Source organism: Janthinobacterium sp. HH102 (genome assembly GCF_001758625.2).
Lineage (GTDB): Bacteria > Pseudomonadota > Gammaproteobacteria > Burkholderiales > Burkholderiaceae_D > Janthinobacterium.
On record NZ_CP062062.1, the window covers coordinates 5,864,781 to 5,887,902 of the forward strand.

The 23,122-nt window shown below is 65.3% G+C and carries 21 protein-coding genes; 12 read left to right on the forward strand and 9 right to left on the reverse strand.

Annotated elements, in window-relative coordinates:
* The first annotated feature begins 441 nt into the window (after window positions 1–441).
* The 12 genes from JAB4_RS26670 to JAB4_RS26725 all read left to right on the forward strand — a co-directional run bounded on the left by JAB4_RS26670 (window position 442) and on the right by JAB4_RS26725 (window position 13,128).
* Window positions 442–2,973 carry a M4 family metallopeptidase gene (locus tag JAB4_RS26670; RefSeq protein ID WP_070224267.1) on the forward strand — a complete coding sequence of 844 codons (2,532 nt, stop codon included), beginning with the start codon at window positions 442–444 and terminating at the stop codon, window positions 2,971–2,973.
* A 243-nt stretch (window positions 2,974–3,216) separates the two neighbouring features.
* Window positions 3,217–4,410 carry a type II secretion system F family protein gene (locus JAB4_RS26675; RefSeq protein WP_070224266.1) on the forward strand — a complete coding sequence of 398 codons (1,194 nt, stop codon included), beginning with the start codon at window positions 3,217–3,219 and terminating at the stop codon, window positions 4,408–4,410.
* A 22-nt stretch (window positions 4,411–4,432) separates the two neighbouring features.
* Entirely contained in the window at window positions 4,433–6,130 is a 1,698-nt protein-coding gene (locus JAB4_RS26680) for a GspE/PulE family protein (RefSeq protein ID WP_070224265.1), read from the forward strand.
* Window positions 6,117–6,905 (forward strand): hypothetical protein, encoded by a 789-nt coding sequence (locus tag JAB4_RS26685; RefSeq protein ID WP_139143570.1) that lies wholly within the window; start codon window positions 6,117–6,119, stop codon window positions 6,903–6,905. Before JAB4_RS26680 ends, JAB4_RS26685 begins: the two co-directional genes overlap by 14 nt.
* A complete protein-coding gene (locus JAB4_RS26690) occupies window positions 6,896–7,444 on the forward strand; it encodes a hypothetical protein (RefSeq protein WP_070224263.1) in 549 nt (182 codons plus the stop codon). Before JAB4_RS26685 ends, JAB4_RS26690 begins: the two co-directional genes overlap by 10 nt.
* Window positions 7,432–8,058 carry a hypothetical protein gene (locus JAB4_RS26695; protein WP_070224262.1) on the forward strand — a complete coding sequence of 209 codons (627 nt, stop codon included), beginning with the start codon at window positions 7,432–7,434 and terminating at the stop codon, window positions 8,056–8,058. Before JAB4_RS26690 ends, JAB4_RS26695 begins: the two co-directional genes overlap by 13 nt.
* A complete protein-coding gene (locus tag JAB4_RS26700; protein ID WP_070224261.1) occupies window positions 8,055–8,594 on the forward strand; it encodes a hypothetical protein in 540 nt (179 codons plus the stop codon). Before JAB4_RS26695 ends, JAB4_RS26700 begins: the two co-directional genes overlap by 4 nt.
* The gene (locus JAB4_RS26705) at window positions 8,591–10,480 is read left to right on the forward strand and encodes a secretin and TonB N-terminal domain-containing protein (RefSeq protein ID WP_227742048.1); all 1,890 of its coding nucleotides are present in this window, start codon (window positions 8,591–8,593) and stop codon (window positions 10,478–10,480) included. The genes JAB4_RS26700 and JAB4_RS26705 overlap by 4 nt, the downstream gene beginning before the upstream one ends.
* Complete coding sequence (locus tag JAB4_RS26710; RefSeq protein ID WP_071650276.1) at window positions 10,477–10,947, forward strand: type II secretion system protein; 471 nt, start codon at window positions 10,477–10,479, stop codon at window positions 10,945–10,947. The genes JAB4_RS26705 and JAB4_RS26710 overlap by 4 nt, the downstream gene beginning before the upstream one ends.
* A 5-nt stretch (window positions 10,948–10,952) precedes the next feature.
* Window positions 10,953–11,336 (forward strand): type II secretion system protein, encoded by a 384-nt coding sequence (locus JAB4_RS26715; protein WP_217494543.1) that lies wholly within the window; start codon window positions 10,953–10,955, stop codon window positions 11,334–11,336.
* Entirely contained in the window at window positions 11,323–11,859 is a 537-nt protein-coding gene (locus JAB4_RS26720; protein ID WP_227742049.1) for a type II secretion system protein, read from the forward strand. Before JAB4_RS26715 ends, JAB4_RS26720 begins: the two co-directional genes overlap by 14 nt.
* 45 nt (window positions 11,860–11,904) lie before the next feature.
* Window positions 11,905–13,128, forward strand: a complete 1,224-nt coding sequence (locus JAB4_RS26725) for a Xaa-Pro peptidase family protein (RefSeq protein WP_070224258.1) — start codon at window positions 11,905–11,907, stop codon at window positions 13,126–13,128.
* A 40-nt stretch (window positions 13,129–13,168) separates the two neighbouring features.
* Here JAB4_RS26725 and JAB4_RS26730 read toward each other — a convergent pair whose 3' ends face one another.
* From JAB4_RS26730 to JAB4_RS26770, 9 genes are all read right to left on the reverse strand, one after another.
* Window positions 13,169–14,746, reverse strand: coding sequence for a methyl-accepting chemotaxis protein (locus tag JAB4_RS26730; protein WP_070224257.1), 1,578 nt, complete (start codon window positions 14,744–14,746; stop codon window positions 13,169–13,171).
* A 61-nt stretch (window positions 14,747–14,807) separates the two neighbouring features.
* On the reverse strand, window positions 14,808–15,215 hold the full coding sequence (locus JAB4_RS26735) for a hypothetical protein (protein ID WP_070224256.1): 408 nt from the start codon (window positions 15,213–15,215) through the stop codon (window positions 14,808–14,810).
* Window positions 15,216–15,225: 10 nt separating this feature from the next.
* Window positions 15,226–16,488, reverse strand: a complete 1,263-nt coding sequence (locus tag JAB4_RS26740; RefSeq protein WP_070224255.1) for a hypothetical protein — start codon at window positions 16,486–16,488, stop codon at window positions 15,226–15,228.
* Window positions 16,489–16,893: 405 nt separating this feature from the next.
* Complete coding sequence (paaZ, locus tag JAB4_RS26745) at window positions 16,894–18,945, reverse strand: phenylacetic acid degradation bifunctional protein PaaZ (RefSeq protein WP_070224254.1); 2,052 nt, start codon at window positions 18,943–18,945, stop codon at window positions 16,894–16,896.
* Window positions 18,946–19,041: 96 nt separating this feature from the next.
* Entirely contained in the window at window positions 19,042–19,656 is a 615-nt protein-coding gene (gene paaY, locus JAB4_RS26750) for a phenylacetic acid degradation protein PaaY (protein ID WP_070224253.1), read from the reverse strand.
* Window positions 19,657–19,758: 102 nt separating this feature from the next.
* A complete protein-coding gene (locus JAB4_RS26755; protein ID WP_070224252.1) occupies window positions 19,759–20,490 on the reverse strand; it encodes an ABC transporter ATP-binding protein in 732 nt (243 codons plus the stop codon).
* Complete coding sequence (locus JAB4_RS26760; RefSeq protein WP_070224251.1) at window positions 20,490–21,245, reverse strand: ABC transporter ATP-binding protein; 756 nt, start codon at window positions 21,243–21,245, stop codon at window positions 20,490–20,492. The genes JAB4_RS26755 and JAB4_RS26760 overlap by 1 nt, the downstream gene beginning before the upstream one ends.
* 1 nt (window position 21,246) lies before the next feature.
* Window positions 21,247–22,230 carry a branched-chain amino acid ABC transporter permease gene (locus JAB4_RS26765; RefSeq protein ID WP_070224250.1) on the reverse strand — a complete coding sequence of 328 codons (984 nt, stop codon included), beginning with the start codon at window positions 22,228–22,230 and terminating at the stop codon, window positions 21,247–21,249.
* A complete protein-coding gene (locus tag JAB4_RS26770) occupies window positions 22,227–23,105 on the reverse strand; it encodes a branched-chain amino acid ABC transporter permease (RefSeq protein ID WP_070224249.1) in 879 nt (292 codons plus the stop codon). The genes JAB4_RS26765 and JAB4_RS26770 overlap by 4 nt, the downstream gene beginning before the upstream one ends.
* Between the last annotated feature and the right edge of the window lie 17 nt (window positions 23,106–23,122).

Sequence of the window (23,122 nt, forward strand, 5' to 3'; positions counted from 1 at the left end):
TGAAACTCCCGATTTTTTTCCCGATGCGCTGTATCTGGACGCGGTCATTGCCGCGTGCGCTTTTTTTGTCTTCGCGTGCTCCGCTGGGGGCAATGCGAAGAGCTAGTGTAGATCGCAACATTTAGAAAAGGCAACAGTGTTTTTCCAACAGAGCGCGCCAATAGGGGTAGTAGTCCAAAACAAAAGTTGCAGCTTGTGGTAGATCAAACTTTCCAACGATGCGACGCCGATAAATGTTCAATTCTTAACAAAAAATCGCCTGGTGACCCATTTCTTGAATTTTTTGACATGGCGATCTCGACAAGTTTAGTGTCCCCCTACCCGGCGTCATGCCATCACAAAACGGCAGGCTATCCGCCCGCCGCCAGGCGCGCCGGGGTGGCCATCAGGCATCGCGGCCAGCTCATTCACCATTTCCTTAACCGATACCATGGAGCAGAAATGAATTTACGTTTGACGATAGTTGCCGCATCCATCGCCGCCCTGCCGCTGATGGCCACCACGGCCGATGCCGCCACCCCGCTGCCACAGACCCTGATGGCCGCGCCGGTCGCCCTGGCTTCTCCACAAGAGACCGCCAGCCTGGTCAACAAGCTGGCCGCGCAGGCACGCAGCCGCGGTCTGAATACCGAGCATGGCTTTGCCGTCGGCGCCCAGCATCCGGGCGTCAGCGGCACGCGCGTGAGCCGCGTACAGCACACCTACAAGGGCTTGCCCGTCTTCGGTTCCGAGACGGTGGTGGTCAGCAACAGCGCCGGCGACATCGTCAGCGAATCCGTGTCGGACCGCGCGTCGGGCCTCGGCAGCGGCGGCGTCAATTCCGTCACCCGCAGCGCCACCACCGATATCGACACCACGCCGGCCGTCAGCGCCGCCGCCGCCATCGCCGCTGCCGTAAAAAGCATCGGCGTGCCGGCCGTCGACCATGTGCCGCCGCATGCGCAGCTGCTGATCTATCCCGTGATGAAAACCGTGCGCGTGGCCGGCGCCGAGAACAAATCGGAAGCCGCGCTGAACGCCCTCGACGTGCAGGACGTGGTCGACCACTACGAGCTGGCCTACCTGGTGCAGACGCGCATGATCAGCGGCAGCAAGCCCGTCTACTACGACACCATCGTCAGCGCCCGGGATGGCCGCATCCTGCGGCAGTGGAAAGCCCTGAAAACCGTCGCCGGCATCGGCAACAGCCAGTACAACGGCCAGGTGCCGCTCAACACCACGCTCACGGGCAGCACCTACACCATGAAGGATCCCAGCCGCGGCACGGGCGGCAGCTTCGGCGGCATGGCCATCACGAATGCCAACCACGGCACCACCTCGGGCAGCGTGTACAGCAACACCAGCAATACCTGGGGCGACGGCCAGCAATACATCAGCGGCGGCAGCACCACCAACGCCAACGGTCAGACGGCGGCCGTCAATGCGATGTGGGGCTTGATGAACACCTACGACACGCACAAGAACGTGCTGGGCTGGTCCAGCCTGGACGGCAACAACACGGCCACCCACATCGCCGCCCACGTCAACACGGCCTACGACAACGCCTATTACGACAGCAACTGCAAATGCATGTACATCGGCGACGGCGGCAGCGCGTTCAACAACCTCGGCTCCATTGACGTGATCGGCCATGAGATGGGTCACGGCATCACGGACGCCACCTCGGGCCTGATCTACTCGCAGGAGTCGGGCGGCTTGAACGAATCGAGCTCGGACATCGCCGGCGAGATGGTGGAAGCGTATGCGCGCGCCGGCGGCACGGGCACCACGATTCCGAACACGGGCAACGATTGGATGACGGGCAAGGAGATCGCCAAGAACGGCCAGCCGCTGCGCTGGCTGTACAAGCCGAGCAAGGATGGCAGCAGCCCGAATGCGTGGAGCAGCACCATCAAGAACCTCGACGTCCACTACAGCAGCGGCCCGAACAACCGCATGTTCTACTTCCTGTCGCAAGGCTCGAATTCCACGTCCAGCAGCGACTACTACAGCTCCTACCTGAACAAAAGCCCGCTGGCCATGACCGGTATCGGCAGCGACAAGGCTTACCGCATCTGGTTCAAGGCCGCCACCACCAAGTTCACCTCGTCGACCAACTATGCCGACGCGCGCAACAAGGTGCTGCAGGCAGCCGAGGAACTGTATGGCGTGGGCAGCGCGGAATCGATCGCCGTCAAGCGCGCGTATGCGGCCATCAACGTGGGTACCGACGTCGATGAATCGACGACGGGCGGCGCGGTGACCATCACCAGCCAGCCGGCCAGCATCACCGTCGCACCGGGCGCCACCGCCTCGTTCGCCGTGGGCGCGGGCGGCGGCACGGCGCCGTACACCTACAAGTGGTACCGCAACGGCGCCGTGATCAGCGGCGCCACGTCGCCGGCCTACAGCTTCACGGCCGTGGCGGCCGACAGCGGCGCCGTGTTCAAGGCCACGGTGACGGATTCCTCGTCGCCCGCCGTGACGGCCACGTCGAACAACGCCACCTTGACGGTGGGCACCAGCAGCGCCACCGAAAGAGTGACGAACGGCGGCTTCGAGGCCGGCGCCACGGGCTGGAGCGGCACCACCGGCGCCATCGGCACATTTACGGGGCAAACCGCGTACGAAGGCACGCAGTACGCCTGGCTGGGCGGCAATGGCGTCACGGCCAGCGAATCGCTGACGCAAAGCGTGGCCATTCCGGCCGCCGCCACGTCCGCCAGCTTGAGCTTCGCGCTGCATATCGACACGGCGGAAACGGGCAATACCGTGTACGACAAGCTGGTCGTCACCGTGAAGAACAGCGCCGGCACGGTGCTGGGCACCCTGGCCTCGTACTCGAACGTGAACAAGGCGGCCGGCTACCAGATCCGCACTTTCGACCTGATCGCCTACAAGGGCCAGACCGTGCAGATCTCGTTCGCCGCCACCGAGGACGCTTCGCTGCAAACCTCGTTCGTGATCGACAAGGTCAGCCTGGTTACCCAGTAAGCGGCTGAACATGCGGGCAAGCCATCGAAACGATGGCTTGCCCGCACAGCACGATTGATTTCCTGGCAATTCCAGTCTACCCTGAGGCAGTGATTGCATCTTGCCTGCTGCCGGTACCCGCGACGAATTGAACTTTTTTGGATGGTTCCTGACCGATGCCTACTTCGACCTTGTCCGCACGCGCTTTCCCCCATTCCAGCCTGTCCATTTTTACGCCTGCCACCATGCTCGCCTGAGCCGGCCATGCAGTTCCACCTCCAGGTGCAGGGCCCGGCGGGCAGCCAGGCGCTGGCCATCGACGCCGCCAGCGAGGCCGAGGCGATCCGCGCGGCCGTGCGCGGCGGCTGGCGCGTGCTGGCCGTCGACGACGGCGCCGCGCCGGACGCGGGCGCCGCGCTGCGCCCCGGCAAACAAGGCTTGCCCCTGCTGCAATTCAGCCAGGAGCTGCTGGCCCTTCTCGAAGCGGGCCTGAACCTGGGCGAGGCCATGGCCACCCTCCACAACAAGGAAACGCGCCCGGGCGCGAGGAGCACCCTGGCCGCCATCGTGCTCACCCTGCAGCAGGGGCAAAGCTTCTCCGACACCCTGGCCGGTTTCCCCGATATCTTCCCCGACATTTACATCGCCACCGTGCACGCGGCCGAACGCTCGGGCAACCTGCCCGAGGCGCTGGCGCGCTTCGTCGCCTACCAGCTGCAGTTCGACGCCATCCGCAAAAAACTCATTTCCGCCGCCATTTACCCGTGCATGCTGCTCGTCGTCGGCGGCCTGGTGACCCTGTTCCTGCTCGGCTATGTGGTGCCCAAATTCAGCGTCGTCTACGAAAGCTCGGGCCGCGAAATTCCCTGGATGTCGCAGATGCTGCTCGGTTTTGGTCAGACCCTGGCCGCGCATCCGCTGCTGTGCGCCGGCGCGCTGGCCGCGGCCGTCGGCGCCGTGGTCTTCGGCGTCGCCAACCGCGCCATGCGCATGGCGCTGGTGCTGCGCCTCTTGCGCCTGCCCGTACTGGCGGAGAAGGCGGCCGAATTCCGCCTGGCCCGCTTCTACCGCGCCCTGAGCCTGCTGCTGCACGCGGGCATCCCGCTGCACAAGGCGCTGGCCATGGTCGGCCCCATGCTGCTGCCGGCGCAGCAGGAGCAGCTGACGCAGGCGCGCCGCGCGGTGCAGGAAGGCATGCCGTTTTCCACCGCGCTGGAACAGGCCGGCATGGCAACGCCGGTGGCGCAATCGCTGCTGAAGGTGGGCGAGAACACGGGCCGCCTGGGCGACATGCTGGAACGCTCGGCCAAGTTCCACGACGAGGAATTCGCCCGCTGGGTGGACTGGGCTTCGCGCCTGCTTGAGCCGCTCTTGATGACCATCATCGGCGTGGTGATCGGCGGCGTGGTGGTGCTGATGTACATGCCGATCTTTGAACTGGCGGGGAGCTTGTCTTGAACCTTATCGTGAAGGTGCGGCCATGAACGCGCGCGACGAAGAACGGGCCGTGCTCGATGCGGCCATGCTGCGCCGCGCCCATGCCAGTGCGCTGGAACAGGGCCGCCCGCAGATGACCGTGCTGCAGGAAACGGCGGCCCTGCCGCCCGAGGTCTTCCTGCGCCAGCTGGCCGCCCTGTTCCGCTATCCGGCCTGGACGATGGCCGAACTGCAGGCCGCCCTGCCCGCCTTTGCCCTGCTGCCCTACACCGATTGCGCCCAGCGCGACTGCGTGCTGCTGCAACCTGGCGTTCCGGGCGCGCCGCCCGTGCTCGTCATCGGCAATCCCTTCAGCGAGGACCTGCTGCAATGGGCCGACTTCGCCCTGTCCACGCCCTTCACGGTGGCGCTGGCGCATCCGGACGACCTGGCCGCCTACCTGCAGCAGCAGGAAAGCGTGCAGCAGGCGATGCAGGAAATGCAGCACGGGGATGACGTGCCAGGACTCGACCAGAGCATCGAAGACATCTCGCTCATCCGCATCAGCGAAGACAGCAGCCCGGTCGTGAAACTGGTGAACTCCACCATCTACGATGCCCTGAAATTCCAGGCCAGCGACATCCACCTCGAATGCGACGTGGCCAGCCTGGTCATCAAATACCGCGTCGACGGCGTGCTGGTGCAGGCGGGCCAGGTGCAGGGGCTGCAGATGGCCGAGCAGATCATCTCGCGCATCAAGGTGATGGCCGACCTCGACATCGCCGAGCGCCGCATCCCGCAGGACGGCCGCTTCAAGGTGCGCGTAAAGGGGGCGGAGATCGACTTTCGCGTTTCCATCATGCCCAATATCTTTGGCGAGGATGCCGTGCTGCGCCTGCTCGACCGGCGCGCGCTGACGGAAGCGGCGCAGGCGCTGCGCCTGGAAAGCCTGGGCCTGAACGAGGATGCCATCGAACAGATCCGCCGCCTGGCCGCCAAGCCGCACGGCATGCTGCTGGTGACGGGCCCCACAGGCTCGGGCAAGACCACCACGCTGTACGCGGCCATCACGGAAATCAATACGGGCCGCGACAAGATCGTCACCATCGAAGACCCCGTCGAATACCGGCTGCCGCGCGTGCTGCAGATACCCGTCAACGAAAAGAAGGGGCTGACGTTCGCGCGCGGCCTGCGTTCCATCCTGCGCCACGATCCCGACAAGATCATGATCGGCGAAATCCGCGACGACGAAACGGCGCAGATCGCCGTGCAGGCGGCGCTCACGGGCCACCTGGTATTTACCACCGTGCACGCGAACAACGTGTTCGATGTGGTCGGCCGCTTCCTGCACATGGGCGTCGATGCCTACAGCTTTGCGGCCGCCCTGAACGGCATCGTGGCGCAGCGCCTGCTGCGCCTCAATTGCGCCCATTGCGCCATCGACGCCAGCGCCGAGGTGCTGGCCGACGCGCAGCAGCTGCGCGACAGCGGCCTGGCCCTGCATCAGGTGCAGGACTGGCAATTCATGGCCGGCAAGGGCTGCGGCCACTGCCGCGGCACCGGCTACAAGGGCCGCAAGGCCGTCGCCGAGGTCTTGATGCTCAGCGATACGATGCGCGAAATGATCTGCACGCGCGCGCCCCTGAGCCAGATGAAGGAAGAGGCGGCGCGCAACGGCTTCCGCCTGGCGCGCGAGGCGGGCCTGGACCTGGTGCGGCGCGGAGAAACCACTTTAGCGGAGCTCAATCGTGTCACTTATTGAACGCCTTACCCGCGCCACCGTGTGCCTGCACCTGGCCCCGCACGGGCTGCACGGCGTGCTGCGCCGCGCCGGCCGCCCCTTGCCCGACAGCGCCTTCCACCTGCCCATTGCGAATCCCGACGCCAGCTGGGAAGTCGCGCTGGCCGCCCTGCGCGGCTGGCTCGAACACGATGGCGGCAAAAAAATGCCGCTGGCCGTCAGCCTGGCCAGCCGCTGGTGCGCCATGCTGATGGTACCGTGGAGCGGTGCCTTGCTCGACCGGAGCAGCGCCCAGCGCTTCCTGCACAGCCAGTTCGGCGCCGTGTATGGCGAGGGGGCGCGCGCCTGGCGCCTGGTCGCCGACGACGCCCCATACGGCACGCCGCGCCTGGCCTGCGGCATCGATGCGGCCCTGCTGCAAGGCGTGCAGGACGCGGCCGCCGCACATGGCCGGCGCTGCCTGTCCATCGAACCGATCGCCGGGCCGGCCTGGCGCAGCATCGCCGGGGGAAAACCCGCCGCCTTCGCCCTGGTGGAAGCGGGACGGCTGCTGCTGGCAACGACGGGCGGCGGACGCATCACGGCCCTGCACAGCCAGTCCTGCGCCGCGGCCTGGGGCGACGAACTGGACCGGGCATGGCGGCGCTGGAACTTGCGCGCACCGCAGCTCGACGCCATCGAACACGTGACCCTGATCGACTTGAGCGGCGTGCCGCAGGCGAACGTGCCCGAACGCTTCGCGCCCATCGCCGTGGCCGGCCCCGCCCACCTGATGCGGGAGGCCGCATGGGCCTGAGCCGCCTGGAATTCCTGCCGCCCGGCGCCGCGCAGACGTTCAAGGGCTGGCGCCTGGCCCTGTGCCTGGCGGGCGGCTTGCTGTTGCTGCCGGCCGCCGTGTACTGGCTGGTGCAGGCGCAGGAAACGCGGCGCCTGGAGGCGCAGTTGGCGCAGCTGCAGCCCGCGCGTCCCGTGCGTGCTCCGCTCTCGGCAAGCCAGCAGCGCGAGCGCGACCTCGAACTGAAACAGGTGGCCGCCGCCGTGCGCCAGCTCAACCTGCCCGTCACGCGCCTGGTCAGGACGGTGCAGGCGCCGCGCGACGTGCGCGTGGCCCTGCTGGGGCTGGACCTGAATGCGCAGCAGGGACAGGATGGCGCCAGCGTGCTGAAAATCGCCGCCGAGGCGGAAACCCCGCAAGACATGCTCAACTACCTGGCCTTCCTGAACCAGCAGCCCATGTTCAGCTCCGTGTATCTGCTCAAGCACGAGATGAACAGTCACGCGAACGCGCCCGCACACCCTTACCGTTTTCAGCTGGAGGCGCAATGGCGGCAATAAAACCCCTGTTAAAAGCCGGCACGCCCGTGGCCCGGCCGCGCCTGCAACTGCGCCTGCCCCCGCGCCTGGCGTGGGAAACGGCGCGTCTGTGGCGTGCCCTGGGCTGGCCCAGCGCCATCGGCGCGGCAAGCCTGGCGCTGGCCGCCGTCGCCATGCAGCAGGGCGAGGCCCTGGCGGGACGCCAGCAGCCATTGCGCGCGCAACTGGCCGTGATGGCGAAACAGGCGGCGCTGCCGCCGGCGCCCGTCACGCTCGACGCCGATGCCGATGCCGACAGCCTGGCCGCCTTTCACGCCTACCTGCCCGCGCACGACAGCATTCCCGAGCAGCTGAAGGCCTTGCTGGAAGTGGCGCAGAAGAGCGGCGTTACCCTGGCCAAGGCCGACTACAAGCCGCAGGAAGACGGCAACACGGCCTTTTTGCGCTACCAGATCACCTTGCCCGTAAAGGCCGAATACGCGCAGCTGCAAACCTTTATCGTCGACGCCCTGCAAGCGTTGCCCACGCTGACGCTCGACTCCGTGCTGTTCAAACGCGAGCAGATCGAAGCGGGCGAGATCGATGCACGCATCCAGTTCATCCTGCTGGTCAAGAAGCCGGAGGCGCGCCGATGAAAAAAGCCGTACTGGGGGGTGCCGCCGTGGCGACCTTGCTGGCCGCCCTCTTCGCACCGGAGGACGAAGGCAGCATCGTGGGGCCGGCCACGGCCACGCCGCGCCAGGTGGAACGGGTGGCGGTCGCGCCCCTCGTCGTCGCCACTGCCGCTGCGCCAGCCAATCGCGCGCTGGCCATCGAACCGCGCCGGGGCCTCGACGACGAGGAAGCGGCCACCCTGTTCGCCAAGCAAAGCTGGCAGCCGGAGACGCCGAAAAAGATCATGCTCGACCAGCAGGCGGCGCAGGCCACGCGCACTGTCGCCGCCGTCGATGCGAACGCACCGCCACCTTTGCCCTTCCAGTTCCTGGGCCGTTTCGTCGACGAAGGCAAGGCCGCCTATTTCCTGCAGGCGGGCGAACGCAACGTGGTGGCGCGGCCCGGCGACACGCTCGAAGAGCGCTACCGCTTCGACGGCGTGGTGCAGGGCGCCCTGCAATTTACCTATCTGCCGCTCAACCTGAAACAGACACTCGCCGTAGGGGATATCAATTGAAACGACGCACACCACGTACTGGCATCACCCTGCTGCCGATGCTGTCCCTGCTGGCCGCCTGCGCCGGCAACCAGGCCTATACCGACGGCCAGGCCATGCTGGGCGCCGGCCGCACGGAACAGGGCCTGGCCCTGCTGGAACAGGCGGCGCAGGCCGAACCGACCAACGCCAAGTACCGCATCGCCGTCACCAACGGCAGGATGCGCGCGCTGAACAACCTCAATGGCCGCGCCGAGGCGCTGCGCCAGCAGGGCAAGCTGCCCGAAGCGCAAGCGCTGTACCAGCAGGCGCTGGCGCTGGACGCCAGCAACGACGTGGCGCAGCGGGGCCTGGCCGGCGTGGCGCAGGATGAACGGCACCGCAAGCTGGTGCAGGAGGCGCAGTCCAGCTACCAGCGCGGCGGCGAAGCGAATGTCGCGCAGGCGCAGGAAGCCTTGCGCCAGGTGCTGCAGGAACGTCCGGCGCAGCGCGAGGCGCTGGCCCTGAAAGGCCGCATCGGCGACGAGCTGGCCAAAAGCCGTCCGGCCGGCGGCAAGCTGGCGGCCGCCTACCGCAAACCCGTGACCCTGGAATTTCGCGACGCGCCCCTGCGCTCCGTGTTCGATCTTCTCAGCAAGGTGTCGGGCCTGAACTTCGTCTTCGACAAGGAGGTCGACCCGGCCCTGCGCGCCACCATTTCCGTGCGCGACACCAGCATCGAGGAAGCGATCGCCATGCTGCTGGGCGCCAACCAGCTCGAGCAAAGCGTCACCAGCGACAAGTCGATCACGATCTACCCGAACACGCCGCAAAAGGTAAAGGATTACCAGCAGCTGGTGGTACGCACTTTTTTCCTCGCCAATGCGGACGTCAAGACGGTGGCGTTTTCCATCAAGACCCTGCTCAAGGCCAAGGATGTCGTCACCGATGAACGGCTGGGCATCATCATGCTGCGCGATACGCCGGAAATGGTGCGCATGGCCGAGCGCATCATCAACGTGCAGGACCTGGCCGACCCGGAAGTGATGCTGGAAGTGGAGGTGCTGGAGGTCAAGCGCACGCGCCTGATGGAACTGGGCGTGCGCTGGCCCGACCAGGCCAGCCTGACCCTGGCCGGCGTCGCAGGCAGCACGGGTGGCCTGGGCGGCCTGAAGGTGGCGGACCTGCACCGCATCAATGGCGACAATATCAACCTGGGCATCGGCGGCGTCACCCTCAACGCCAACAAGACGGACAGCGACAGCAATATCCTGGCCAACCCGCGCATCCGCGTGCGCAACAAGGAAAAGGCGAAGATCCTCATCGGCGACCGCGTGCCGGTCATTACCGTCACGACGAATAACGGCGTCAGTTCCGACAGCGTCAACTACATCGACGTGGGTCTGAAACTCGACGTGGAACCGAACGTCTACCTGGACGATGAAGTGGCCATCAAGATCAACCTGGAAGTATCGAACGTCGTCAAGGAGGTGATCAGCAAAACGGGCACGCAGGCTTACCAGATCGGCACGCGCAGCGCCTCGACCGTGTTGCGTTTGAAAGATGGCGAGACGCAGGTGCTGGCGGGCCTGATCAGCGACGAAGACCGGGGCACGGCCAACAAGGTGCCCGGCGTGGGCGAGCTGCCCGTGCTGAACCGCCTGTTCGGCAGCCAGAAGGATGACGCCATGCGCAGCGAGATCGTGCTGTCGATCACGCCGCGCCTGCTGCGCAGCATCCGCCGCCCGGACCTGATGACGGCCGAATTCAACTCGGGCACCGAGGCGTCCGTGGGCGGGCGCGCCAGCGTGGGCGGCACGCCGGAAGCCATCGCCGCGCCCGAGCAGGCCGCGCCACGCGCCGGCTCGCCCATGACGGGCGGCGACGAGGCGCCCGCCGCCGACAAGACAAGCAAAGGTGGCCAGTGAAGCATAAAGGCTTTACCTTCATCGAACTGATGATCACCCTGGCCATCATGGCGACCCTGGCCACGGTGGCCGTGCCGATGGCGCAGGTGGCCTTGCAACGGGCCAAGGAGCAGCAATTGCGCAGCGCCCTGATCGAGATGCGCGAAGCGATCGACGCCTACAAGCGCGCGTCGGACAATGGCCGCATCAAGCTGTCGCTGGGCGCATCGGGCTATCCGAAAAAACTCGAGGAACTGGTCGAGGGCGTGCCTGACCAGCGCAGCCCGTCGAAGCAGAACATCTACTTTTTGCGCCGCCTGCCGCGCGACCCGTTCCAGCCAAGGGAAGCCGGCAGCGCGGCCGACAGCTGGAGCAAGCGCGCCTATGCCTCGCCGCCCGACAATCCCAGCGAAGGCGAAGACGTGTTCGACGTCGCCTCGCGCTCGACCAAGGTGGGCCTGAACGGCGTGCCGCTCAATCAATGGTGACCGCCATGCATACCCCGACCATACGCCGCGGCTTTACCCTGGTCGAACTGCTGGTGGTGCTGGCGATCATCTCGCTGCTGCTGACGATCGCCATCCCCCGCTATTTCGGCTCCGTGGAAAAGTCGAAGGAAGTCGCCCTGAAGGAAAACCTGCAGGTACTCAGGAGCGGCCTCGATAAATACTATGCCGACAAGGGAGAATACCCGGCCGCCCTGGCCGACCTGGTGACCCACCATTACTTCCGCAGCGTGCCGCTGGACCCCGTCACGGAATCCAGCGCCACCTGGCAGCTGATCCCTTCGCCCAATGGCGAGATCGGCGGCGTGGCCGACGTGCGCAGCGGCGCCAAGGGCAAGACGCGCGAGGGCATCCCGTTTGAACAGCTCTAGTTTCCAGCGCCGCACGCGGGGCTTCGCGTATATCTGGACCCTGATGCTGGTGGCCTTCATGGGCGTGGGCCTGGTGCTGGCCGGCGAACTGTTTGCCACGGCCGCGCGGCGCGACAAGGAACGCGAGCTGCTGTTCATCGGTCATGAATTCCGCAACGCGCTGGGCCGCTACTACGACAGCACGCCGGCCGACGGGCGGCCCCGCTATCCCTTGACCCTGCAGGAACTGCTGCGCGACCCGCGCTTTGCCAACGCCCGGCGCCATTTGCGCCGCCTGTATGCGGACCCCGTCACGGGCAAGGCGGAATGGGGCGTGCTGCGGCAGGAGGGACGCATCGTCGGCATCCATTCGCTGTCGCCGCAGCTGCCCATCAAGCAGGACAACTTTCTTGACGAAGACGCCAGCCTGCGCCGCAAGCAGCGCTACGCGGACTGGCACTTCACGTATCCGCACGACCTGGTGCTGGCTCCGCCCGATACGGCCGGCGGCGCGCCCGGCCTCAAGCCGAAAGGCGCGAACTGATATCATGCCCGCATTCCATATTCAGCATCGAGCAAAGGAGCAGGCATGAGCATAGGTGGCACTTCCATCGAACAGGCATTGGCATCGCTGTCGGACATGACGGGAGGCATGGTCGCCATCGGCAAGGAGGAACATGCGCAACGCATCGCCAGGGCGCAAGCGTTCATGCGCGAACAGGGCATCGCCGCCATCTACCTGAACGCGGGCGCCAACCTCACCTATTTCACGGGCACCAAATGGTATGCCAGCGAACGCATGGTGGGCGCCATCCTGCCGGCCAGCGGCGACATCGAATACATCGCTCCCGCCTTCGAGGAAAGCACCCTGCAAGGCTTCATGCTCATCGAGGGCAAGGTCAATTGCTGGGAAGAGCATGAAAGCCCGTACCAGCTGTTCGTCGACGTGCTGGCGCGCATGGGAATCGCCCAGGATGCGGCCGCGCCGCCGCGCGTGGGCATCTGCGAAAGCGCCGCCTTCTTCATCTACGACGGCATCAAGCCGCTGGCCCCCGGCTACGCGCTGGAAAACGCGCGCACCGTGACGGCTTACTGCCGCAGCAGAAAATCACAAGCGGAAATCGCCCTAATGCAGCGCGTGATGGACATGACCCTGGCCGTGCACGTGGCCACGGCCAGCATGCTGTACGAAGGCATCACGACGGTGGAAGTGGAGGAATTCATCCAGCGCGCGCACCGCAAGGTTGGCGCCCCCCGCTCGTACTTCTGCATCGTGCTGTTCGGCGAAGCGACCGCCTACCCGCATGGCGTCAACTACGTGCAAACCCTGAATGCGGGCGACACGGTGCTGATCGACACAGGCTGCCAGGTGATGAACTACATCTCCGACATCACGCGCACCTATGTTTTCGGACAGATCAGCGAGCGCCAGCGCAGCGTATGGAACAGCGAAAAGGCCGCGCAAGCCGCCGCATTCGCGGCCGCCCAACTGGGCGTGCCGTGCGGCGACGTGGACCGCGCCGCGCGCGTCTCGCTGGAAGCGGACGGCTACGGCCCCGGCTACAAGCTGCCCGGACTGCCGCACCGCACGGGCCACGGCATCGGACTCGATATCCACGAGTGGCCTTACCTGGTGGGCAACGACACGACGCCGCTCGACGTGGGCATGTGCTTCTCGAACGAGCCGATGATCTGCATCCCCGGCGAATTCGGCATCCGCCACGAGGACCATTTCTACATGACGGAAAACGGACCGCGCTGGTTCACGCAACCGGCGCACAGCATCGACGATCCGTTCGGCTTGCGCGCATAAGCCGGCGCTCCTGTGTTGGATTACGCTGCGCTAATCCAACCTACGCATACGCCAATACCTGGTAGGTCGGATTAGCGCGCAGCGCGTAATCCGACACAGCACCCTGCGCCAGCTTGAACACGGCCAGCGCCGTACCCAACTGCACGGCCTGTTCCTGCAGCGATTCAGCCGCCGCCGACGCTTCTTCCACCAGCGCGGAATTCTGCTGCGTCATCTGATCCATGCTGCCGATGGCCACGCCGATGTCGCCGATGCCGGCACTCTGCGCCTGGCTCGCGGCGCTGATCTCGGCCATGATGTCGGCCACCTTTTTCACGGAATCGACGATCTGGCCCATGGTCAGACCCGCCTCGTCCACCAGCTTCGAGCCGACATTCACCCTGGCCACCGAATCGCCGATCAGTTGCTTGATCTCGCGCGCCGCTGCCGCGCTGCGCTGCGCCAGATTGCGCACTTCGGACGCCACCACGGCAAAGCCACGCCCCTGTTCGCCGGCGCGCGCCGCTTCCACGGCCGCATTCAAGGCCAGGATGTTCGTCTGGAAGGCGATGCCGTCGATGACGCCGATGATGTCGACAATGCGTTTGGATGCATCGTTGATCTCGCCCATGGTGGTGACCACCTGGCTGACCACCTGCCCGCCCTTCACGGCAACCGACGATGCCGACACCACCAGCGCATGCGCCTGGCCCGCGTTGGCGGCGTTGTCGCGCACGGTGGAAGTCAGGCTGTCCATGCTGCGCGCCGTCTGGTCCAGGCTGCCCGCCTGCGATTCCGTGCGCGCGGCCAGGTCCGCATTGCCCTGGGCGATTTCCGCGCTCGCCACCTGGATGGTTTCGGCCGACGCCTTGATATCGGAGACCATGCCGCCAAGCTTGGCGCGCATGTCCTTCAGCGCCGCCAGCAGGCTGTCCTGGTCGCCCGCCTCGGTCACGATGTGCATCGACAGGTCGCCATCGGCCACGGCGCGCGCGATCTGGCGCGCATATTCGGGTTCGCCGCCCAGTTGCTGCCAGATGGCGCGCACGACGAAATGCGACACGGCCACCAGGCAAACGATGACGGCCAGCGCCACGGCGATGCTGGTATTGAGCGCATTGCGCACATTGGCCGCGCTGCGCTCGATGCCCTGCCTGAACTGCGCTTGCGCCTGTTCATTGGTCTTTGCCAGGTCGGCATTGAGCACCGCCAGCGCGCCCTGCATGCGCGCCACGGTCGCTTGCGGGTCGCCCTCTTCCATTTCCAGCATGATGCGCGCCGCGCTCAGGGCCGGCGCATAGTAGGCATCGAATTCCTTGGCCAGCCGCGCGCCGTGCTCGCGCTGGCCGGGGATCGCCGCAAAGTCGCCCAGCCTGGCGCGCAGCTTGGTAGCCTGGCCGCCGACTTGCCCGATACGTTCCTTGTCGCCTTCGCTGACGGCGTCGCGCAGGGCGTCGCCGACGGCGGCCACGTCCAGGGTCAGCGACTTGGCCATGTCAAGCACGGGATAGTCCGCGCTTTCCGTGGCGTGGATGGAATTGAGCGTGGCCGTGGACAGGTAGGCGCTGACGGCCAGTCCCAGTCCGAAAATCACGGCCGAGACGACAGGCAGCGCCCATATCTTGCGTTTGATGCTCATTGCTGTCTCCTGATTCTGATGAATTATCGGGCCGCCGCATGGCGTGCGGCCCGGGCCGGCTTTATGGCGCCGTCAGCACCACTTTGACGCTGGCGTCGACGGCACTCTTTTCGATATAGCCGATGGCTTTCGGATCGGCAGCCACGGCCTTCTTCACGTCGGCGCTGTTGGCCACTTCCTTCGGCAAGGTGGCCTTGCCCGTGAAGACCAGCTTGGACCACAGGGCCTTCGCTTGCGACGGTTCCTTGTCCGTCACCTTCTTGTAGAACTCGGCGCGCACGGGGGCGCTTTCCGGCTGGTCGATCGGCGTCATGGCCGTCGATTTGCCGAGGAAGAATTGCGCCACCTGTTCATTCGTCATGGCGCCAGCGGCGCTTTTCGGATTGACCACCACGACCACTTCGGCCATGGCGGGAACGGCGGTCGACAGCGCCAGCAAGGCAGCCACATTCAAGATCAATGGTTTCATGCGGCGCTCCTCAGAAAACGAAATCGATGGCGGCGGCAGCCACCGTGACGGGACCATGGAAGCCCGGCTTGGCTTGCACGAACAGGCCAGGGCCATTCTTCGGCTTGATGCGGTCGATCTGCACTTTCAGCGCGGCCGAACGGTGGAAGTCCCAGCGCACGCCGATGCTGTCCGTCGATTGCTCGAGCTGGTTGCGCATGGTGGCCAGGGTCTCGACGCCGGCCGACAGGGCGCGCAGGGTCGGCGTACAGGCGGCCGGATAGCCGGCAGGGCAGGATGCGGGCACGGTGTTGTTCACGCGGCCATCGGCCTTCAGGCTGGCGTGGCTGTAGTAGGGCAGGAAGGCACCGATGCGGTAGCCGCCCATCACATACCACGAGGTGCTGTCGCTGACATAGCTGTCCGTCTTGCGCTTCGCATATTCCGACTGCAGCAGCACATTGTTCCAGTCCAGGCCCAGGCCCACGGAGGTAAACGACGCCTTCTTGTCCTTGACTTCCAGCGCATCGGCCAGGGCGCCCAGCTGGGCGATCCGGTAGCCGCTGCCGGCCGCGCGCAAGCTGCCCATCAAGGTGTTCAGGCTCGGCGAATCGTTGATCGTCAACCTGGTCTCGGCCCGGCCGAAGCGCACGGTGACGGGGCCATGTTCAGCCACCACGTTGAGGGCGACGATGGACTTGCCCTCCACCTGCACGGTCGAAGCGGGACCCGTGGCCAGGGTGGCCTTGGTGCGACCCAGCGCCAGCTGCGTGGTGATGCTGGTATCGCCCGCGCTGAACTGGTAGGTGCCGTCGATGCCGTCGATGCTGTTCAGCGGTACCTGCGAATACATTTCGCCGGGCGGGCGCAGCATGGTGTTGGCATAGCCCACGTTGCGATAATCGGAAATCATGAAGACGGGCAGGCCCATGCGGCCGACGCGCACGCTGAAGCTGTCCGATACCTTGGCCTTGGCGAAGGCCCACGCCAGTTCGGCGCCGACATCATCCTCGCCATCCTTGCGCGCCAGGCCCTGCACGGTGGCCGACAGCCACGGGTTGACGGTGACATTGGCTTGCAAGCCCAGGTTGGAATCGACGCCCGTGCGGGCGGTGCGGCCGGCGCCGGCAGCCTGGTTCGGGCGCGCGAACTGCGCGTTGTCCGTATCGGCCATGGTCAGGGCGGCCGTGCCGTAACCGCTGATCTTGACGGCGGGGCCAACGGCCTCTTCGGCGTAGGCATGGCTGATGGCCAGGGGCATGGCCAACAGGAAAATCAGGACGTGTTTATTCATAGTAATTAAATACCCGTAGCGGTGAACGTTAATCGTGGAATGGAACTCGCGGTCGAGGGTTCACCAGCCGCAAAAGGCCGGGTCCGTTTTTTTTCGCGCCACCATCGCCTTGGGCGTGCATGGCGACGTGACCAGTGAGTAAATCCATGCTACATAGAAAAGGTTTTACGTTGGAAAGTTTTCTTGCGGCAATGAGCGAATTCGCCGCTTTTGATGAAAAAAGCACGCGTTCTAGAGGGGTTTATCTAAATAGCACGCTGTGCAAAACCACACTTAGCCTATATTTTTCATACACTTATGGATAATTCAAGACCAAAAGAACCCCCATAAAAAAAGCGCCACCCGCGCGAAGTTCGCGGGTGGCGCCATTCACACCGGTCCTGCCGGAGACGCTTACTCTCGGACTTACTCGCGCTTGGAGACCAGGGTCAGAATGTCATAGCTGGCCACCAGTTCCTCGTTCTGGTTGGTCACCTGCACGTCCCACGCGACCACGCCCTGGCCCACGCCAAACACGTCCTTGCGGTTGCGGTCGACCTTGCGCTTGCACGTCAGGCGGGCGCGGATGGTGTCGCCAATCGCCACCGGCGCGACGAAGCGCAGGTTGTCCAGACCGTAGTTGGCCAGCACGGGACCGACACCGGGCGAGACGAACAGGCCGGCGGCGGCGGACAGCACGAAGTAGCCGTGGGCGATGCGCTTGCCGAACTGCGATTCCTTCGCCGCGATTTCATCGAAGTGCATGTAGAAGAAATCGCCCGAGATGCCGCCGAAGGCGACGATGTCCGCTTCGCTGACCGTGCGGCGGTGCGTGAGCAGCGAGTCGCCCGTCTTCAAGTCCTCGAAGTGCTTGCGGAACGGGTGGATCGGACTTTCGTTGACGTCCGCGCCGCGCACGTATTCGCCCGTGATGGCCGCCAGCATGGTCGGCGAGCCTTGCACGGCCGCCCGTTGCAGATAGTGGCGCACGGCGCGCACGCCGCCCAGTTCCTCGCCGCCGCCCGCGCGGCCAGGTCCGCCATGCTTCAGCTGCGGCAGGGGCGAGCCATGGCCCGTCGAATCGACGGAAGCCACGCGCTCGAGCACGTGCACGCGGCCATGCGTAGCCGCCACCTGCGGCACCACGCGCGCGGCGATCTTCGGATCGCGCGTCACCAGGGTGCTCACCAGGCTGCCCTTGCCGCGCGCGGCCAGGGCCAGCGCTTCATCGATATCCTTGTAACCCATCATGGTGCTGACGGGGCCGAACGCTTCCACGTCATGCACGGCATCGTTGCCGAAGGCGTCGCGACACATCAGCAAGGTCGGCGAGAAGAAACTGCCGTCCTGCGCGCCATCGCCGAGCGGATTGAATCCGTCGGCCGCACCGAACACCACTTCATTACCCTGCGACAGGGTGGCGACACGCTCGGCCACGTCGTTCTGCTGCTCTTTCGACGCCAGCGCGCCCATGCGCACGCCTTCGATGGACGGGTCGCCCACCACCACCTTGGCCAGGCGCTCGCGCAGGCGCGAGCCGACGGCGTCCATCAGGTGCTCGGGTACGATGATGCGGCGGATCGCCGTGCACTTCTGGCCCGACTTGCCCGTCATTTCGCGCACGACTTCCTTGACGAACAGGTCGAATTCCACGTCGTCGGGCGTGACATCCGGCGCCAGGATGGCGCAATTGAGCGAATCGGCTTCGCCATTGAACGGTACGGACTGGGCGATCAGGTTGGAATTCGTGCGCAGCTTGGCGGCCGTGGCGGCCGACCCTGTAAACGTGACGAAATCCTGGCCATTCAGGCGGTCCAGCAAGTCGCCCGTGGAACCGATCACCAGCTGCAAGCTGCCGGCCGGCAGCAAGCCCGATTCATGCATCATGCGCACGACGGCCTGCGTCAGATAGCTGGTCGCCGTGGCCGGCTTGGCGATGCAGGGCATGGCCGCCAGGAAGCTGGGCGCGAATTTTTCCAGCAGACCCCAGATGGGGAAGTTGAAGGCGTTGATATGCACGGCCAGGCCGCCGCGCGGCACCAGGATGTGCGTGCCGGCGAAGCCGCCTTTTTTACCGAGCGCGATGGCCGGGCCTTCGTGCAGCACGTTCGACGACGGCAGCTCGTTGCTGCCCATGCTGGCATAGGCGAACAGGGTGCCCGTGCCGCCTTCGATGTCGACCCAGCTGTCGGCGCGCGTGGCGCCCGACAGGTGCGAGATCGCATACAGTTCTTCCTTGCGCTCGACCAGGTACAGGGCCAGCGCCTTCAGGCGCGCGGCGCGCTGCTGGAAATCGAGCGCCATCAGGCCCGGCACGCCCGTCTTGCGCGCATACGTGACGGCTTCGTCGAAGTCGATCTTTTCCGCATGCGTATGATAGATGACGCGGTTGTTCAAGGCACTGTGCAGGGGCACGGCGGCGCTTTCGCCCAGCCAGCGGCCGGCGATCAGGCTTTGCAGGGTGGATATGTGAGCCATGTGGTTTCTCCGTAAAACGAGGGTGTTGGTGACGTTGGTGGTGGTGTCGGATGACGCGGGGCGCTGCCCCGCTAATCCGACCTACGCTCATATGGTTTATTGCGCCGAGGCGTTCTTGTGCAAATGCAGCGGCAAGGCCGATTCGAAATTGAGGCGCTGGCGGTTCGCCTCGACTTGCGTCAGCGCTTCCACTTCGCGCATCGTCTGCATCGAGCGCACGGCCAGTTCGTGGTACTGGCCCGTGCCCGAGCTTTTCCATTTGATTTCATCGTCGGTCAGCGTGCGGATCACCTTGGCGGGCGTGCCCACGACCATGCTGCGCGGTGCGACGACCATGCCCGCCTTGACGAAACTCATGGCGGCGACGATGGATTCCTCGCCGATGACGGCGTTGTCCATCACCACGGCGTTCATGCCGACGAGCGCATTGCGGCCGATGCGGCAGCCGTGCAGCACGGCGCCATGGCCGATATGGCCATCGACTTCGACTACCGTGTCGCAGCCGGGGAAGCCGTGCATGACGCACGTGTCCTGCAGGTTCGCCCCCTCTTCCAGGATCAATCGGCCGAAGTCGCCGCGGATCGAAGCGAGCGGACCGATATAGCAGCGCGGACCGACGATCACGTCGCCGATCAGCACGGCCGACGGGTGCACATAGGCGCTGGGGTGGACGACGGGGGTGACGCCGTTGATTTCGTAGACTTTGACCATGCAAACTCCTATTCATCTGCGCGCCATGCACGCTATTACTAGACGCAGCGGAAAACTGGGGTCAGACCCGGCGGGTCTGACCCCGGCCCTCCGCTGCTGTCTTCACATACCCAGGTACGCGCTCTGTACCTGCTCGTTGTGCAGCAACTCGGGACCGGGACCGGACAGGGTAATCGCGCCCGTCTCGATCACATAGCCCACGTCCGCGATCGACAAGGCGGCGTGCGCGTTCTGCTCGACGAGGAAGATGGTGATGCCCTGGTCGCGCAGCTCGGCCACGATGCGGAAGATTTCCGCGATCAGGAGCGGCGCCAGGCCCATGCTCGGTTCATCGAGCACCAGCAGTTGCGGGCGGCCCATCAGCGCGCGCGCCATGGCCAGCATCTGCTGCTGTCCTCCGGAGAGCGTGCCGGCCAGCAGCAGGCGCTTTTCCTTCAGGATCGGGAACAGGCCGTACATGCGCTCCATGTCGCCCGCCACGTCCTGTGCGGGGCGTGTAAACGCGCCCAGGCGCAGATTGTCTTCCACCGTCATGGGGCCGAACACTTGCCGCCCTTCCGGCACCTGGCAGATGCCGGCGCGCACGCGCTTGTCGGCGCTCATGCGGCTCACGTCCTGGCCGGCGAAGGCGATGCTGCCGGCGCTGATCGGCTGCACGCCGGAGATCGCCCGCAGCAAGGTCGTCTTGCCGGCGCCATTGGCGCCCACCAGCGCCACCAGCTGGCCCTGGCGCACCTGCAGGTCGATGCCGTGCAGGGCCTGGATGCGGCCGTAATGGCTGGTCAGGCCGGCGATATCGAGCACCAGCGGTGTCTGGGGTTTTTCCATCTTCATCATGCCGCCACTCCCAGGTATGCCGCCACCACGTCGGGATTGGCGCGCACTTCGGCGGCGGTCCCTTCGGCCAGCTTCTTGCCATAGTCGAGCACCAGGATATGGTCCGACAGATTCATCACCAGTTTCATGTCATGCTCGACGAGCACCACCGTCACACCCGATTGCGCCACCTTGCGGATCAGGGCTTCGATCTCGCCCGTCTCCGTGTGGTTCAGACCCGCCGCCGGTTCGTCGAGCAGCAGCACTTTCGGCTTGGCCGCCAGCGCGCGGGCGATTTCCAGGCGTTTTAATGCGCCATACGACATCTGCCCCGCCTCGTCGCCGATGTGGCGGCCGACGCCGACAAACTCCATCAGGCCCGCCGCCTCGTCGCGGCAGGCCGCGTCCGCGCGGCGCACGGACGGCAGGCGCAGCATGGAGGCGAACAGGTTCTGGTTCAGGCGCAGGTGCGCGCCCACCATCACATTGTCGATGGCCGTCATGTTCATGCACACCTGCAGATTCTGGAAAGTGCGGCTCATGCCACGCCGCGCCAGCGCATCGGGCGACATGGCGGCCACGTTCTCGCCATTGAGCAGGATCTCGCCTTTGGTCGGCGTATAGACACCGGTGATCAGGTTGAACAGGGTCGTCTTGCCGGCGCCGTTCGGCCCGATCACGGAGTGGATATTGCCTTCCTTGACGGTAAAGCTCACGTCCTGCACCGCATGCACGCCGCCGAAGCTCTTGCTCAGGTTGTTAATCGTCAGCATCTCACACCTCCCGTGCAGATTGAGGCGGTGCTTTCGGCGTGGCAGAACGCTTGCGCGAACGGCTGGCCAGGCTCGGCACCAGGCCCTTGGGCATGAAGATCATGGTCGCCATCAGGATCACGCCGAACACCACCGTTTCCCAGCCTTCAAAACTGGACAGCAGTTGCGGCAAGACCGTCAGCAGCGCGGCGCCGATGATGGAACCGAAGATCGACGCCATGCCGCCCACCACCACCATCGTCACCAGCTCGATCGAGTGGAAGAAACCGGCCAGGTTGGGCGTGATGAAGCCGATGTAATGGGCGCTGATGCTGCCCGCGATGCTGGCAATCACCGCCGACAGCACGAACACGCGCACCTTGAAGCGCGTCGTATCGACGCCGACGACGCGGGCCGCCACTTCCGAACCGTGGATGGCCTGCAGCGCGCGGCCGACGGGCGAATCGATGAGGTTCAGGGCCAGCCACGTGACCAGCAACAGCAGCACGGCGCACACCAGGTACCATGATTTTTCGCCGGCGATTTCCAGGCCGGCGACACTGAAGGCGGAGACGCCGATGCCGTCCGGACCGCCCGTCCATTGCGTCTCGTTGTTGATGACAATGGAAATGATGATGCCCAGTCCCAGCGTCGCCATGGCCAGGGTATGGCCCTTGAGTTTCAGTACGGGACGGGCCAGCAGCAGCGCCAGCAGGCCCGTGGCAACGGCGCCGGCGGCCAGGGCGGCCAGCGGCGGCCAGCCATAGTGCGTGGTCAGCACGGCCGACGCATACGCGCCCAGGCCATAGAAGCCCGCGTGACCGAGGCTGATCTGGCCCGTATAGCCCATCAAGAGGTTCAGGCCGATGACGACGATGGCGTTCAGCGCGATGCGGATCGCCACGTCATAGTAGAACGCATTGCTGAGGAACAGCGGCAAGATGGCCAGCACGAGCGCCAGCAAGAGCAGGCCGCCATGGCGCGAGCGGGTAAGGAAATTCTTCATACACGCTCCGAATTTTTAGCGCCAAACAAGCCTTGCGGCAGGAAGAACAGGATCAATAGAATCAGCACGAACGGCACCGCATCCTTGTAGGCCGACGAGATGTAGCCGGCCGTCATGGCTTCGGCGATGCCGAGGATCAGGCCGCCGGCAATCGCGCCTGCGCCGCCACCGAGGCCACCCAATACGGCGGCGACAAAACCTTTCAGGCCCAGCATGATGCCCGCGTCATACGAGGTATACGTGATCGGTGCGACGAGGATGCCGCCCGCCGCGCCCAGCAGGGCCGACAGGCCGAACGAGAACAGCAGGACCTTGCGCGTGTTGATGCCCACCAGTTGCGCGGCCAGCTTGTTGTGCGAGGTGGCCAGCATGGCCTTGCCCATCAGCGTGCGGCCGAAGAACCAGCCCAGCACCAGCACGATGACGACCGTCACGCCCAGCACCCACAGGCTTTGCGGCAGCAGGCTCGCACCCAGAAATTCGATCGGCGCGTCGCCGGAAAAGGCCGGCAGCGAGTGCGTATCCTTGCCCAGCCAGATTTGCACGAGGCCGCGCAGCACCAGCGAGGCGCCGATGGTGATGATCAAGAGCGTGATGACCTGCGCGTTTTGCGCCGGTTCGATCACGGCTTTTTCCATCAACAGGCCAACGATGCCGGTGGCGATGACGGCCAGGATGATGGCCAGCGGCAGCGGCACGCCGGCGGCCGACATCACGGCGGCCAGCATCCCGCCCAGCATGATGAATTCGCCTTGCGCGAAATTGATCACGCCGCTGGTGTTGTAGATGATGGTAAAGCCCAGCGCCGCCAGCGCGTAGGCGGAACCGACCGTCATCCCGGAATACAGAAATTGTAGAAATTGTGCGACTTCCATGGTGTCTCCATTATGTT